Below are 15,652 nucleotides of genomic sequence, written 5' to 3'. Positions count from 1 at the left end.
CCAGCCCCATCCATATGCGCTGATTCCGTTAGACTATCAGGTATCACTTCTATAGCAGTCTTACAAATAATCGCATTAAATAAACTAAGAGCTCCAGGGATCACTAATGCCCAAATATTATTATAAAGTCCCAATTGTCTTTGATTCATATACATTGGGATTAGACCTCCACTGAAAAACATCGTAAACATAAAGAAGGAAACAATGATATTCTTGAACATAACATCTTTTGCAGCCATGAAATACCCACAAAGGATTGTCATAAACATCTGTAAAGGCAAAGATAATACTAATATCAGAAAGATATTTCGAAATCCTGAAAGAATTAGTGGATGCCTTAAAGCCATTGAATAGGCCCCTAAACTGAAGTCTTGTGGCCAAAGTAATTTTCCTAAGTTGGCATTAATAGCGCCGGTACTTGAAAATGAGGCTACTAGCACGTACCAGATTGGATATAAACACGCAAGCGAGATTAGAAACATAAAGACACCATTAAAATAAGAAAATATTTGATCCCCGCGAGAATCCTTTACTGTCTTTTTTAAGACTTTTGATTGAAACATACACGTCTTCCTTTCTTTGAGTTAGAATAACCCTGAGCCGGCAACTTTTTTCGATATATGATTTGTAAGTAATAATAAAGTTAGATTCACTAATGTATTCAATAATCCGATTGCTGCGGCATAACTATAGTCCGCATTCAAAAGTCCCATTCTATAAACATATGTTGAGATTACATCTGCAACTGAGAAAGTAGATGGCGAATATAAAAGCAATATTTTTTCAAAGCCAACACTCAGTAGAGAGCCCATTCTCAAAATTAGTAAAATGATAATAGTTGGTTTCAACCCGGGAATGGTAATGTTCCACATTTGTTGAAACTTACTAGCCCCATCAATCTTAGCAGCTTCATATTGTTCTTGATCGATTCCTGACAAGGCTGCTAAATAGATAATAGAATCCCAACCAACTGTTTGCCATATTCCAGATATAACGTAAATTGGAACAAAATATCTAGGATTAGCTAGAATATTTTGTCTTTGTAAACCAAAAAAGTCCATCATACTAGGAATCAGTCCATTTGATTGAGTGAAAAAAATAATCAAACTACAAACAACAACGATTGAAACAAAATAAGGCATATAAGATACCGTTTGAACAATTCTTTTAACATATTTATTTTTTATCTCGTTGATTAATAACGCCAAAATTATGGGTGCTGGAAATCCGAATAAAAGACTCCAAATACTAATATTAAATGTATTTCTTATGATTCTAAACGCATTTGGATCGTTGAAAAATCTTTGAAAGTGGTAAAAACCTACCCACTCACTTCCTTCAATACCTAGGCGTGGACTAAAATTCTGAAATACCATTAGTAACCCATACATTGGACGATAAGCAAAAACTAGAAAAAATATAATAACAGGCAATGCCATAAGGTATTTAATTTTATTGTGGTGGAAGTCTTTTTTTACTCTTTCAAGGTAAGATGGATTATTTTTTACTGTTCTCCCATATTTTCCGTCTATTGAACTATCTTCCATTTTAAGACCCCTTTCAAATTTATTGAAAAACAATAAAGAGGCAGTCTCTGCACTACCTCTTTACTACTTTATGCCTTACCTAGATAAGTATCTTTGATAAGCATCATTACGAATTTCTAACATTCTATCTAATCCCATATCGTCTAATTCTTGAGCAAATGCATCAAACTCATCTAAACTTCTACCACCCGTGATAAATTTAATTGATTCTTCTAAAACATAAGTATTAAGCGTATTCAACAAATTGGCATCTTCTCGGCTTTCTTCGGCAGTCATCGTTACAGAAGCAGGTACATTTGCCATGATTGCGTCTTCTTGGTCTTCTGACCAGTTAAATGCTGCTTCATAAGATGCTTCATCCGTTCTTAGTTCAATAAATCGAGCTGCTTGTACACCTAAACCATATCCGATATTCCCCGTATACAAAGCAAGTGCAGCATCTTTATCCAAATCATGTTCTTCAATTATGTTCGTAAAAGTAGGTTTTCCATCTACCATTTCCCATGTTTCACCCTCTGTACCGAAGTTCCAGTAATTGTAGCCTTCTTCTGTAAATGCCCAGTCTAAATATTTATAGGCATTATCTAACCTTTCTTCATCTATGCTGGTTGAAATTGCATATCCTTGCGCCACATACATATCTTCTGCAAATATAGAAGAAGATTTTGTTCCATCTACTTGGTTCGGATAAGGAATCCCAATCCATTCAGCACCGGTATCATTAGCTCGAGCATCATTATTAAATGTAAGCAATGAGCCTCCATTCATAACGGTAATACCGAACTGGTCTTGTGCAGCTTTCGTCTGCATATTTTGATCATCAAGGGTTACAAAATCAGGATCCAGTAATCCTCTTGAATTCAGATCATTTAGCCAAGTCATATAATCTTTCCATTCAGATTGTGACTGTGCAAACTTGATTTCATCGTCTTCTAAATAGAATCTAGGCTCAAAGGATCCATAGGCCCCAAAAGCACCTGCTAATCCCGGACTCATTCGCCAGTTAGTTAAGAATGAAAATTGTGCTCCATAGTTCTCATTAAAATTCTCAATAACATTTGTCCAATCCTCGATATTTTCAGGAATTTCTAAATTCTGTTCATTAAGCCAGTCTTGTCTTACCATGGGTCCTTGATATACTGACTGAAATGGTTCTTCTCTGTAAAAACTAAACATATAATATTTACCGTCGTCAGTTCTCATAGCTCTATCAATATCAGGATTGTCTTGCAGATACTGCCAATAATTTGGAGCTTTTTCTTGTAAATCGTCTGTTAAATCTCTAATAACGCCTTCATCAATCGCTCGACTCGCCTCACCCATCCAACTGTGCCAAATTAAATCAGGTAATACATCTTGAGTAATCATTAAATTATAAGCCTGATTTCCATCTGTACCTTCGGGAGCAAACTGCCATTCGATATCAAGTTCAGTGTTTTCAATAAGACCTTGGTGGAATGGCGAATTTTCAATTGTCCCCACTGACGAATGTGGTGCTACGCCTCCCCAAATCCATAGTGAATCATTGTCTAAATCCGGAATTTCTGTTGCTGAATTCCCACTGTCTTGCGCTGTATTCCCACAACTAGCAAGAAATAGTGCACTAGCGATTGTTAAAAGTAGTGTACTTTTAAATCTTATTTTTGACATCTTGTTTCCCCCTCAAATTTTGAATCATTGTGTATTATCTGTTAAAATAATGATATAATATTTTTGTAAGCGCTACAATTTCCTTTTCGATTTTTATCTAACCTTTTTGACTATCGACCATTCAAAATTTATGGAGGTTTCTTAATGTCAGAGAATTTTAAATATTTAACTGGTGGCCTCAACGTCAGACATACCCCTAAATTTAAAATGAGTCGTCCTGCTGGGGTTCCAAATTACGTTTTACTGCACGTGAAAACATCTGCTTCTTTTACCATTAATGATATAATATCAGACGTTGAATCGAATTCTATAGTCATTATTGAACCTGATTCACCTTATAGTTATCATAACCCTTCAGGTCAATATATCGATGATTGGTTTCATTTTGACTGCGATGTTTCTGTGTTCCAAAAGATTGGATTACCTTGTAATACGTTTATTCCAGTCACAGAATCAACCAATATTAATTTACTCTTACAAGAATTGATTTGGGAATTTAGTTACACTCCTGGCATCGTCAGAGATCAAAATCTTTCTATGTTGATTCAACTAATATTAAATAATGTTTATGTATCTTATATGACTGAACCAACTAAGTATGCTTATAGTCCATTTAATCGCAAATTAAAAAAGTTAAGGTTAGATATTCAGTCTAGTATTTCTTTGAATTATGAACCTAATGAGATAGCTGCCAAAATGGGCATTAGTACATCTTATTTTCAATACTTATACAAACAGCTCTTTGGAATTTCTTTTCGCAAAGATATTATTCAAATAAAAATTGTTCATGCCAAACATCTTATGTCGACTACTCGACTGTCAATTAATCAAATAGCCTATCAATGTGGCTATGCTACTGAAGTGCATTTTTATCGACAATTCAAAAAAGTTACTGGAATGACTCCATCCACCTATAAAAAAATAAATAAAATAAACACTTCATTCTTAAATTGAACCTTAAGAATGAAGTGTTTTAATTTTATACTTTATCGTCGTAATCTATATACGCTACGGTTGTTGCAAGGAATTCTTCTAATCCGTGGCGGCCATCAGCTCCACCAATACCAGATTTCTTCCATCCAGCATGGAATCCTTGAATTGATTCAAAACTTTCTCTATTCACATAAACTTCTCCAGCATCCATGTTATTGATGAACTTCATCATCACATTTGTATCATTTGTGAAGATTGCTGAAGTTAAACCGAATTCAGAATCATTGGCCATCTCTAATGCTTCATCCAGCGTACTGAATGTCCCTATTGGAAGTACTGGTCCAAAAACTTCTTCTTGCATAATTTGCATATCGTTTTTAGTATCCACAATAACAGTCGGTTCAAAGAAATAACCAGCTTTACTATTATCTTTATTTCCGCCTGTTAATACGCGGGCACCATCTTTTTTCGCCTGTTCTACTTTGTCAGCTACAGACTGTAAACCAGATTCAGTAATTAGTGGTCCCATACCAACTGATCCGTCTTCAATCGGATTACCATACGTGACGGCACTCATTGCTTCCGTAATTTTTTCATAGAAGGCTTCTTTGATGTCTTCATGAACATAAACACGTTCTGTACAGTTACATACTTGACCGGTGTTAATGACTCTAGAGTCAACAATCGATTTAACCGTTAAATCCAAGTCAGCATCTTTCCATACAACGGAAGGTGCTTTTCCACCTAATTCCAGACTTACTTTAGTAATGTTTTTAGCAGCAGCTTCCATAACGGATTGACCAGCACCTACAGAACCTGTAATGGAAACGAGATCCACTTTCGAACTTTCAGCTAATTTACTTCCTAAGCTGCGGTCGCCTGTTAGAATATTGACAACACCATTAGGTAGGTTGATTTGCTCCAATAGTTGAGCAAAAATTAAAGCATTGTTTGGAGAACTACTTGAGGGTTTAATAACGGTTGTATTCCCTGTTAACAATGCCGGCGCCACCTTACGTGCAATCAGGAAGAATGGATAATTCCATGGCAGAATACCTGCAACAACACCTAGAGGTTTTTTGAAGATCAGAATATTTTCGTTCGGTCGATCACTTGGAATGATTTCTCCTTCATATTTTCTAGCCCAACCAGCATAGTATTTGAAGTATTCAGCTGTTGCTTCAACTTCTCCAATTGCCTGTGCATTTACTTTACCGACTTCTGTAGAAATGATTTTTGCAAATGTTTCTTTGTTTTCTAGAATCAAATCAGAAATTTTAAATAAGTATTCTGCTCTTTCTGCAGAAGGTACATGTTTCCATTCTTTTTGAGCACGATTTGCGGCATCTAATGCGCGTTCTAAATCTTTCTCTGTGGCTTTAGGAATCTGATTTAGCACTTCAGCAGTTGAAGGATTAATATTATCAAAAGTTTCACCATTACTTGCGTCTACGAATGCTCCATCAATATACATTTTGTACTGGTCCAATTTTAAACTCATTTGATTCTCTCCTTTTTAAATCATCCACAATGGATGTTTATATGTCAAAAACGTTCTTAAGCGAAACTGTTACTGGTGAATCGTCCTCATTTGTTTCCATAACGTCTTTCATATACGCCCACCATTTTTGATTGATAGCAGTATTTGAAAGTTGGTTCCATCGATCTTCATCTTCAATTTCTAGATAACCAAACAATAGATGTGTCTCTTCATCTAGCCAGATACTGTAACTTTTGCAACCATGTTCTTTTATTGCCTGCTCTAATTCTGGCCAGATTTCATCATGTCTCTTTTTATATTCTTCGTGTTGATCAGCATATACTTTCATGCGAATGGCCTTTTTGATCAATCAAACACCTCCTTTCAGTTCAGCTCGTTCTTTTTAATTTAAATACCCAGCTCTAGGTTCTACACCAAATCTGTCGGCCAATTGCTTGAGTTGTTCGTCTGAAATCTCAGCCTTCATTCCCCCTTGTGCTTGGATATGAGTGTAAACTTCTGCAGCTTTTTCAACTGTTTCAATCAATCCAAACGTCTCTTCCATCGTTTGACCAGCACCATATATACCGTGATAGGGCCATACAACAAGTCTTGTTTCTTTCATTTTTTCAGAAGTTGCTTCTCCGATTTCATTTGTACCGGGTACAATCCAAGGAATCGTAGAAACACCTTCTGGGAATACGACGATACATTCGGTACATAATTTCCATAACTTGCGCGTAAGTTCTTTTTCATCGAGAGAATGTGTAAAAGTCATCGCTAAAAGGTGTGTCGCATGACAATGCATGATTACTCTGTTTTCTGGATCAACACTCAGGCGTGCAATATGGCTTTGGAAATGACTCGGTAGTTCGCTCGTAGGAACGGACCCATCCGTTAATCCCCAAAGCAATTCAACACCATTTCCTTGTTCTGATACACGAATCAATCCAAGATTATACTCGGGATCTTTTTCAACGTTCTTGAAATATTTTCCAGAACCTGTGACTAAAAAATATTTCCCGGCAAGTGCTCTAGCATCAAAATCAACTGGAATCGTTCTTTTGATATCCGTTAAATTAGCATAGGGAGAAACCTCTTCTTCGGTTAACAAAAGCGTAATATTTCCACCATTTCTCTCGTCCCAATTTCTTCTGTACATGACTTGCGTGATTTCACACATTTCTCTAACAAATTGACTTTCAACGATGTTTTGCATAATCATTATTCCTACTCCTTCAATTCACTCATTTTTATCGATTCATCAAAACGTCTTTTTCATATGCTTTCACTTCTTCGTACCATTCGATCCCAACAGGCACATCATTGATTAAACAGAAGTAATTCCAGATATCACTATAAGGTAGGTCTTTCATTTCTTCTGTATAAACGAGTCTTTTCGTGAAATCAAAGTTAGCTTCTGCATCTTTTAATTCTGCAACTGGATCTAGCAAGGCTTTAAGTAAAGCTTTTTGAGTATTTCTAACCCCAACCACCCATGCAGCAATTCGGTTGATCGTTGCATCAAAGAAATCTAAACCAATGGCTGTACGGTCTAACAATTCATTTCGAACAATTTCTCTCATAATTTCTTGTAATTCATCATCCATAATAACCACATGATCACTATCCCAGCGAATCGGTCTACTAACGTGTAGCATCAAGTGTTCACTGAATAAAGCTAAAGCTGAAATTTTGTTTGAAATGACTTCAGTAGGGTGATAATGTCCTGCATCCATTAAAATTGTTTTGTTTCTTGATAAACCATACCCCATGTAAAATTCATGTGAACCTACTGTATACGCCTCAGCACCAATTCCAAAAAGTTTAGATTCAACCGTATCAATGGTGTATTCTGGATTTAAATCTTCTTCGAATATCTCATCATACGCTTCCATTAATCTTTTTCTAGGAGAAAGTCGATCGATTGGATTATCTTTCATTCCATCAGGTACCCAGAAGTTGTTGAAACTAACTTCACCTAATTCTCTACCCAGATACTCCGCAATCTTTCTTGAACGTTTACCGTGTTCGATCCAAAAATCTCTAACCTCTTTATCGGGATGTGCTAATGTAAATCCATCTTTAAACATATCATGATTAAAGAATGAAGGATTAAAATCCAATCCGACTTGTTTCTCCTTAGCCCAATCCACCCATTTCTCAAAGTGCTTTGGTTCGATTTCATTTAAATCAATTTTTTCGTCGGTGTCCGCATACATTGCATGTAAGTTTAACTTATGATGACCTGGTATCAACGAGAGTGCTTTGTCTATATCCTGCCTTAACTCTTTTGGGTTTCGTGCTCTTCCTAGGTAGTCCCCAGTAGACATGATCCCTCCCGATAATTCTCCTCCTTCGTTCATAAATCCAAGTACATCATCTCCTTGCCAGCAATGCATGGAAATTTTGGTTTGTGCTAATTTTTCCAAAGCCTGTTCTACGTCAACGCCCAGTTCTTTGTAACGTCTACTCGCTTCTTGATAACGACTTTTGACTTTTTCAGTATCCATATCTATACTCCTTTAGTTTTTTTTGAATGGAATCGCTCAATCTCAAAAGATTCTCTAATGATTTCTCTAGCTTCTTTAATATCTGTTAATTCTTTCGCGGCTATCATCTGAACGACAATATTTCCAATCGCTGTTGCTTCACTTGGACCAGCATACACTTCCTTACCGGTTAAATCTGCAGTAAGTTGGTTCAGTTTCTTTACGTTTGATCCTCCACCTACAATGTATAACTGCTCAATAGTTTTCCCCGTAATTTTTTCTAGATTTTTCAATTCCAGATCATAACTTTTAGCTAAACTAGAATACACACAATTGACCAGCTCGCCTGTTGTTTCAGGAACCGGCTGTTTGCTTTCTTTACAAGCAAGTTGAATTTCTTCGATCATATTATCTGGATTGGTAAATCGTGGATCATTTACATCAATAACAGATTGAAAGTTAGGTACCTGATTAGCTAGCTCTGCCATTTCCTTGAAGCCTAATCCATCTTCACTTAATCGCCTAATTTCTTGAACCATCCATAGTCCCATGATATTTTTCAGAAAACGGTAAGTTCCATATGCTCCCCATTCATTTGTGAAGTTGTGCTGGAAAGCCTCATGTGAATTGATTGGAACGGATGATTCTATTCCAATCAAAGACCAGGTACCACTAGATAGGTAAGCCCAGTTTTTATCCGTATTTGAAGGAACGCCTACAACTGCGCTAGCTGTATCATGAGAAGCAACGGTCACAACCGTAATTTCAGGTATATCAAACTGGTCTTTCCATCTTTCTTGGATAACGCCAAGCACTTGACCTGGATCTGTTAAAGGTGCAAACAAATCGTTTGTGACCTCAACGATTTCCATCAGCTCATCATCAAACAAAGCACTTCTCAAGTTCAGCATCTGTGTGGTCGAAGCATTCGTAATTTCAGTCACTTGTTTTCCAGTAAGCACAAAACCGATATAATCTGGTATAAACAATAATTTATCTGCTTTTTTTAGTAGCTTCTTATTTTCTGCATACAGCTGATAGAGTGTATTTAATTCTAAAAACTGAATACCTGTCTTTTCATAGATAGATTCTTTGGAAACTTTACTGGTTAATTGGTCCATACTATGTTGAGTTCGCTGATCTCTATAACTAATAGGATCCGCAATTTTTTCTCTGTCCTTGTTGACCATGACATAATCAACAGCCCATGTGTCCACTCCAAGGTAAGCTTTTTCTACCCCCATCGCTTTAACCTTTTCAAGACCGATAAAAATTTCTCGAATCAGTGCATCAATGTTCCACCGATCATGATGATTGATTTTCTGAAATCCATTTTCAAATCGATGAACTTCCTCTATTTTAAGTTTTCCTTCTTCTATATGACTTAAGATTAGGCGCCCACTACTTGCGCCGATATCTACCGCAATATACTGATTCACTTTCATCACCTCTTTTACAAATCAAATTTCAAAATTTCGACTGTTCTATCCTAATAAATTCGGGAACCACATAATCAACTCTGGGAAATAAGTGATAGCTAATAATAATCCCAAGATTGCAATATAAAATGGTAAAAGTGGTTTGATGACTTTCTCAAACTTAACTTGGGCGACACTTGCACCAACATAAAGACCCGTCCCTACTGGTGGTGTAATGGATCCTACTGAAAAGTTCATGATGGCAAACAATCCGAAATGCACTGGATCGATTCCAATTTCTTGTACAATCGGTAAGAATATTGGTGTGAAAATCAAAATAGCTGGCCCGACATCCATGAAACATCCAACGAATAAGAAAATGACATTGATAATCAGTAGTGTGAAGAATGCATTCGCAGAAACGCCAAGTACAAGTTCACTGACAGCTGCTGGAATACCATTCAACGCCATACCAAATGACATCAGTGAAGACGTTGCAAGGAGTAACATAATGGTTCCAGACGTTTCGATGGTTTGTCTGAATAAATTAGGGAAGTCTTTGATGCTGATTGTTCTATAAATCATAGACAACAATAAGGAATACGCCACACATACTGCAGATGCTTCAATTGCTGTGAAGAATCCTGTTAAGATTCCGCCAATAACAATAAAAATCAGAAGTAAACTAGGTACAGCATCCATAATGATTTTTAATTTACTTTCAGTTACTTCGATTTCAACGATTGGATACTTATTTTTCTTTGCTATAACGAAGCAAATCAGTGAAATAATTAAGATCCAAAGCGCACCAACAATATAACCTCCTAAAAATAACGCAGAGATAGAAGCGCCACTTACAAGAGAGTACATAATGAAAGCTGTACTTGGTGGTATGATCATTCCTGACGGTGCAGAAGCGATATTTGCTGCTGCAGCAAAGCCTCTGTCATAACCTGAATCGATTTGTTGAGGAACCAATACCCCACCAATTGCAGTAGAAGCGGCAATGGCTGAACTCGACATTGAACCAAATAGTCCATTACCAATCGTATTGGTAATCGCTAGCGCACCTGGAATGCGTCCGACTAACAACATTGAAAATTTGATGAGCCGTTTGGCAATCCCACCATTGTTCATGATAATGCCCGACATAATAAACAAGGGAATTGAAATGAGCGTAAAGCTATTTAAACTTGTAACGATTTTCTGTGCTGCTGTAAACATCGTAATATCCAGTGGTAAATTGATCACGATGATTGAAATAGAAGATACAGCTATTGCGATTGCAATTGGAACACCAATGATTAGTAACGCCATAAATATTACAATTAAAATTAATCCTGCTTCAAACGCCACGATTGTTCACATCCTTTTCAAGCTCATTTCGAGTATTTTCATCAACCAGTTCTCCTACGCTTCTCAAGTCGATCAAGTTAATTAGACTATAGAGAAAGAAGAAAATACCCGATACAGGTACTGCTAAAAATACAACTGCCATAGAAAGACCTAAAGAAGGAGACGTCTGCGCGACAGAAATCATAACACCTCTTATCCCTCCATAAATTAGAACGGATACAGAGAACAACATGAAAAACACATGGATTCCTTGAGCAATCCAAAAGCGAAATTTTCGACTGAATTTATCTTGAATAAAGGTAACGACTACGTGCGCATTTCTACCTACTGAATACGCACCAGCTAGCATGGATAACCAGACTAGTGAAAATCGAACGATTTCTTCTGTTACGGTACTTGGATTGTTCAAAACAGTTCTCGTAAAAACTTGCCATAGTACAAGTAGTAACATGACAGAAAGTAGAACACTACATATCGTTTCTAGAAATTTATTTAAGTACTTTTTAAAAGTCTGCATACTTTCTCTCCTTAAGTTATTGTTGCGCATCAATGATGGATTGATAGAGTTCAGAAAAGTTTTCGTCATTCGCAAAATCTTCTGCAATTGGTTTAACCAATTCTCTAAACGGCTCATTATCTACTTCATTGAATTCCACATTATATTGTGCTTGCGCTTCTTGTTTTTCATTTTCAATTGCTTCATTAAATACTTCTTTTTGATACTCAGTTGATTCTTTTGCGGATTCCAAAATGATATCTTGCTCTTCTTGTGTGAGACTATTCATTTTTTCATCATTCATAATGATGATGTCTGGAATACGCGTATGCTGATCGTAGCTATAGTAGTTTGCTACATTCCCGTGACCTGCTGTAACCAGTACAAATTCATTGTTTTCAGAACCGTCTATTAAACCTGACTGAAGTGAAGCATAAACTTCGTCACTACCCATAGGGACAGCAGATCCTCCTAATAAACTCATCATCCTAACAGCGGTTTCACTTTCCATCGTACGAATCCTTTTACCCACCAAATCATCTGGTGACTCTACGGGACTGTCTGCCATATAGAAGCTTCGTTGTCCACCGTCGTAATAAGTAATACCTCTAAATCCTAAATCACTTGTTGATTCATAGATTTCTTGTGTAATAGACTCATCTTCCATAACTTTGAAGAAACTTTCTTCATCATCAAACAGATATGGAATACCAAAAATAGAATAAGTCTCTGAGAATCCTTCCAGTGCTGCTCCACTGACTTTTGTGAAATCAATCGCACCTGTTTGGGTTAATTGAATAAGGTCGGTTTCTCCTCCTAGCTGACTATCTGGATAGTATTCTACCCGCATGCCACCATTTGATTTCTCTTCTACTAGTTCTCCAAATAATGCCATCGAATCTTTAACCGGTTGACTGTTACTTGCATAAGCGAATCTGAACACGGTTACATCTTCAGCAGAACTTGTTGTGCCACATCCAGTTAAAACTGGAATCATAAAAAATAAAACACTTAATCCAATTTTCTTTAACACGGTTTTCCCTCCATATGATGATCACTACGTCTTTAATAATTGAGTGATCTAATTCAGTTTTAGTTACAATATAAATAAAGCGCTTTTATATAATTCAATCTTATCGATATATCTATGTATCATAAATGACGAAATCTATGTAAAATAGTAACCATTTCTCCGATTAAGGTTAAATTTGAAGAAGGTACATTAGAATTAGGTTACAAAAGTTGAAATCGGATTCATTTAAGCTATAATTCTAACTAAAGGAGGTTAAACATATGCAGGAAATTGTTTATCAGTACTTATATAATTATAATTCCATTGAAAAGAGACAACGATTAAATGGTGATTTCATCATTGATCTACCCGAGGAATCTTTTGATTATTCTAATGGAAAGATGGTGTTAACAGACCAATACTTTCTTAAAAATGACCGAATCTACATAAGCAAACATAACAGATTTGCAAAATATCCGGAACATACCCACCAATTTTTAGAACTAAATTATATGCTCAAAGGCGAATGTCACCAGACCATCAATGGAGAAAAAAACACTTTAAAAGAAGGAGAATTATTGCTTCTGGATCATGGCTCCACCCACTCTATTGAACCTTTAAGAAATGAGGATATTTTAATCAATATTATCTTTCCTCAAACTAAATTTGATCATAAGCTGCTAAGTCAGGTCAACACACAAGACAATAGTCTTTTCCAGTTTCTTGTTCGGACAGTATCAGAAAAATCTAAAGGTCAATATATCATCTTTGAAAGTAGTCAGAATCCGTCTATCAAATCGATTCTGATACAAATGTTAAATAAATATTTTACTGAATCCACCTTTTCAAATGAAATTTTGAGTTACTACCTTCCTATCTTGTTTATGGAACTAGTTGGAAATACAAAATATAAACTGGATAAGAATCCAAAAGACTCACATACGAATAAAATGATCATTCAAGTTTTAAAGGAAATTGAAGCAAACTATAAATCTATCAGTCTGGAACAACTTTCGAAACAATTAAGCTATAGTACAAACTATTTATCCGAAATTATTAAAGAAAAAACAGGCAAAACTTTTGTTTCATTAGTCACGGAGGAACGATTGAAACGTGCACGATTTTTGATTGAAAGCACCGAGATTCCAATCGAAGAAGTTTGTAGAGCTATTGGTTTACAGAACAAATCCTACTTTTACAGAAAATTTAGAGAAATGTATAAGTTAAATCCAGGTGCCTATAGAAAATTAAAAGCACAAGACCAGTAAATTAGTCTTGTGCTTTTCTATGTGTTGACCCCACAAATATGAGTCATTTAAAACGGATATGTTTGTATTCCTATTGAGATTTAAGCTCTTTAAAGCATTATCCTTTCACTGAACCAATCATAATGCCTTTTGCGAAGTGTTTTTGTAAGAATGGATAAATACACATAATCGGAAATGTTGCGATAACGATAATGGCTAACTTCAACCCTTCTTCAGGAGGAACAAAATCTGGATCCATTTGTCCTAGAGCATTTGGATCTGAAGATATCGTTACTTGGCGGAGCAACAATTGCAAAGTCCACTTTGAAGTGTCATGCATATAAAGTAATGGTCCCATAAAATCATTCCAGATCGCTACCGCATAAAACAGTGCAAAAGTCGCAATAATCGGTTTGGAAAGCGGTAGTACGATTCTCCAGAATATTTGTAATTCTGTAGCCCCGTCAATTTTGGCAGATTCTTCTAGCTCTGAAGAAAAATGCTGGAAAAAGTTTTTGATGATAATCAAGTTGAATGGATTGATAGCTCCTGGTAAAATCAGCGCCCAATATGAATTGATCAATCCTAGTTGTTCTACAATCAGATAAGTTGGAATCATTCCTCCACTGAACAACATCGCAAATATAACGATATTCATCAGTAATTTATTCCCCTTTAAATGTCTCTTCGATAATGGATAGGCCATTGTAAAAGTAAAAAATAATTGAGTTAATGTACCAACGACTGTAACACCAATTGTAATGATGATACTTCTTATGAACGCCTGAGAAGTAAAGATATGTCTATAAGCATTCAGGGTGAACGTTTCTGGCCAGATGAAAAAAGCTCTTCGAGCAATTTCAGCTTCTGTAGCAAAAGATCCTGCTACTACATATAAAAACGGTAAGACTGTAGTTAATGCAAAGAGTAGTAAGAATATAATATTTAACTTATCAAAAATTCTACCACCTTTTGTATTATGCAGTTCGTGTAATGAAGCATTTGTACTCATAATTATTTTTCTCCTTTCTAAAATAGTCCACTATCTGGATCTACTTTTTTAGCAATGAAATCTGTTGAAACAATCAATATGATTCCGACAACTGACTTGAATAATCCAACCGCAGCACTATAAGAATAAGCTGCTTGAGTGATCCCCATCTGATACACGTAGGTATCAAATACATCCGCTACGGATCGGTTCAATGAGTTCGTCATCAAGAATAACTGATCAAAACCCGTACTTAATACAGATCCCATTGTCAGAATCAACATAATGACGATAGTCGGTCTAATTGCTGGCAATGTAACGTGCCAAATTCTTCTAAAACGTCCAGCTCCATCTACAATAGCAGCTTCATATTGTTCTGGAGAAACTCTTGATAGTGCGGCTAGGAAAATAATCGTTCCCCACCCAGCCCCTTTCCAAACTTGTTGAAGAATAATCATCGGTCTAAACCAGTTTGGATTGGCTAGAAAATCAATCCTTTCACCAAATATTGATGCCAAAATTTCTGTGACTGCTCCTCCATTAATGGAGAAAAGTACGTGCGTCAATCCAACAACGATTGTCCATGATAAAAAATGTGGAATATAAATAAAAGTTTGTATGAGTTTCTTGTAAACCGCGTGTCTCAATTCATTTAATAGTATCGCCAGTAATACTGGAATTGGAAAAGATACCGCTACACTTAAAAAAGAAATAAACAAAGTGTTAAACATAATTCTTCCAAAATCTGGACTACTGAAAAATTGTCGGAATTGTTCTAATCCAACCCATTCACTACTATGCATCCCTAAGAATGGTACATAATTTCTAAAGGCAATTTGAATCCCATACATCGGTGCATATCTAAATACTGCAAAATAAATTAAACCGGGTAACAACATTAAATAGAGGTATTTATATTGCCAAAAATATTTTTGCTTACTTTTCTTTTTTACGTTTTTAGAAGAGATTGGTTTCTCTAAGACTTCTGTTGATACTTCTTGTCTCATATTTACACCCTTTCTATAAGAAA

At 36.0% G+C, this 15,652-nt stretch carries 14 protein-coding genes and 1 pseudogene; 2 read left to right on the top strand and 13 right to left on the bottom strand.

Translation table 11 applies throughout. From position 1 onward, the window contains the following. The 3 genes and pseudogenes from ACFP65_RS09950 to ACFP65_RS09940 all read right to left on the bottom strand — a co-directional run. Positions 1-563 (bottom strand): annotated as a pseudogene (locus tag ACFP65_RS09950) (hypothetical protein); the annotation flags it as partial. Positions 564-584: 21 nt separating this feature from the next. After that, positions 585-1,547 (bottom strand): ABC transporter permease, encoded by a 963-nt coding sequence (locus tag ACFP65_RS09945; RefSeq protein ID WP_379918189.1) that lies wholly within the window; start codon positions 1,545-1,547, stop codon positions 585-587. Between the two features lie 75 nt (positions 1,548-1,622). Further along, positions 1,623-3,197 carry a hypothetical protein gene (locus tag ACFP65_RS09940; RefSeq protein ID WP_379918187.1) on the bottom strand — a complete coding sequence of 525 codons (1,575 nt, stop codon included), beginning with the start codon at positions 3,195-3,197 and terminating at the stop codon, positions 1,623-1,625. Positions 3,198-3,341: 144 nt separating this feature from the next. Between ACFP65_RS09940 and ACFP65_RS09935 the strand changes: the two genes are divergently transcribed. Then, positions 3,342-4,151 carry a helix-turn-helix domain-containing protein gene (locus tag ACFP65_RS09935; protein WP_379918185.1) on the top strand — a complete coding sequence of 270 codons (810 nt, stop codon included), beginning with the start codon at positions 3,342-3,344 and terminating at the stop codon, positions 4,149-4,151. A 25-nt stretch (positions 4,152-4,176) separates the two neighbouring features. Here the strand turns inward: ACFP65_RS09935 and aldA are convergent, their stop codons facing one another. From aldA to ACFP65_RS09895, 8 genes are read right to left on the bottom strand one after another with little or no spacing between them, the layout of a single operon-like run. Continuing rightward, positions 4,177-5,631: an aldehyde dehydrogenase gene (gene aldA / locus ACFP65_RS09930; protein WP_379918183.1), complete on the bottom strand. Its 1,455-nt coding sequence runs from the start codon at positions 5,629-5,631 to the stop codon at positions 4,177-4,179. Positions 5,632-5,668: 37 nt separating this feature from the next. Continuing rightward, complete coding sequence (rhaM, locus tag ACFP65_RS09925) at positions 5,669-5,980, bottom strand: L-rhamnose mutarotase (protein WP_379918181.1); 312 nt, start codon at positions 5,978-5,980, stop codon at positions 5,669-5,671. Between the two features lie 33 nt (positions 5,981-6,013). After that, positions 6,014-6,835: a rhamnulose-1-phosphate aldolase gene (gene rhaD, locus ACFP65_RS09920; RefSeq protein WP_379918180.1), complete on the bottom strand. Its 822-nt coding sequence runs from the start codon at positions 6,833-6,835 to the stop codon at positions 6,014-6,016. A gap of 28 nt (positions 6,836-6,863) precedes the next feature. Then, positions 6,864-8,123: an L-rhamnose isomerase gene (gene rhaA, locus ACFP65_RS09915; protein ID WP_379918178.1), complete on the bottom strand. Its 1,260-nt coding sequence runs from the start codon at positions 8,121-8,123 to the stop codon at positions 6,864-6,866. Between the two features lie 2 nt (positions 8,124-8,125). Next, a complete protein-coding gene (gene rhaB / locus ACFP65_RS09910; RefSeq protein ID WP_417498546.1) occupies positions 8,126-9,541 on the bottom strand; it encodes a rhamnulokinase in 1,416 nt (471 codons plus the stop codon). 45 nt (positions 9,542-9,586) lie between these two features. Then, complete coding sequence (locus ACFP65_RS09905) at positions 9,587-10,876, bottom strand: TRAP transporter large permease (protein WP_379918174.1); 1,290 nt, start codon at positions 10,874-10,876, stop codon at positions 9,587-9,589. Next, on the bottom strand, positions 10,866-11,393 hold the full coding sequence (locus ACFP65_RS09900) for a TRAP transporter small permease (RefSeq protein ID WP_379918172.1): 528 nt from the start codon (positions 11,391-11,393) through the stop codon (positions 10,866-10,868). The genes ACFP65_RS09905 and ACFP65_RS09900 overlap by 11 nt, the downstream gene beginning before the upstream one ends. Positions 11,394-11,409: 16 nt before the next feature. After that, positions 11,410-12,369 (bottom strand): TRAP transporter substrate-binding protein, encoded by a 960-nt coding sequence (locus tag ACFP65_RS09895; protein ID WP_379918313.1) that lies wholly within the window; start codon positions 12,367-12,369, stop codon positions 11,410-11,412. A gap of 296 nt (positions 12,370-12,665) precedes the next feature. Here ACFP65_RS09895 and ACFP65_RS09890 point away from each other — a divergent pair, with 296 nt between their 5' ends. Next, complete coding sequence (locus tag ACFP65_RS09890; protein ID WP_379918170.1) at positions 12,666-13,652, top strand: AraC family transcriptional regulator; 987 nt, start codon at positions 12,666-12,668, stop codon at positions 13,650-13,652. A 97-nt stretch (positions 13,653-13,749) separates the two neighbouring features. On the opposite strand, the gene ACFP65_RS09885 is transcribed toward ACFP65_RS09890, so the two are convergent. Together ACFP65_RS09885 and ACFP65_RS09880 are read right to left on the bottom strand one after the other, a co-directional pair. Then, positions 13,750-14,643 (bottom strand): carbohydrate ABC transporter permease, encoded by an 894-nt coding sequence (locus tag ACFP65_RS09885; RefSeq protein ID WP_379918168.1) that lies wholly within the window; start codon positions 14,641-14,643, stop codon positions 13,750-13,752. A 17-nt stretch (positions 14,644-14,660) separates the two neighbouring features. Continuing rightward, on the bottom strand, positions 14,661-15,629 hold the full coding sequence (locus tag ACFP65_RS09880) for an ABC transporter permease (RefSeq protein ID WP_379918166.1): 969 nt from the start codon (positions 15,627-15,629) through the stop codon (positions 14,661-14,663). Positions 15,630-15,652: the final 23 nt, after the last annotated feature.

The organism is Marinilactibacillus sp. GCM10026970 (assembly GCF_042660675.1).
Lineage (GTDB): Bacteria > Bacillota > Bacilli > Lactobacillales > Carnobacteriaceae_A > Marinilactibacillus.
Note: the sequence above shows the minus strand (reverse complement) of the source record. Positions and strands in the feature narration are given on the sequence as shown.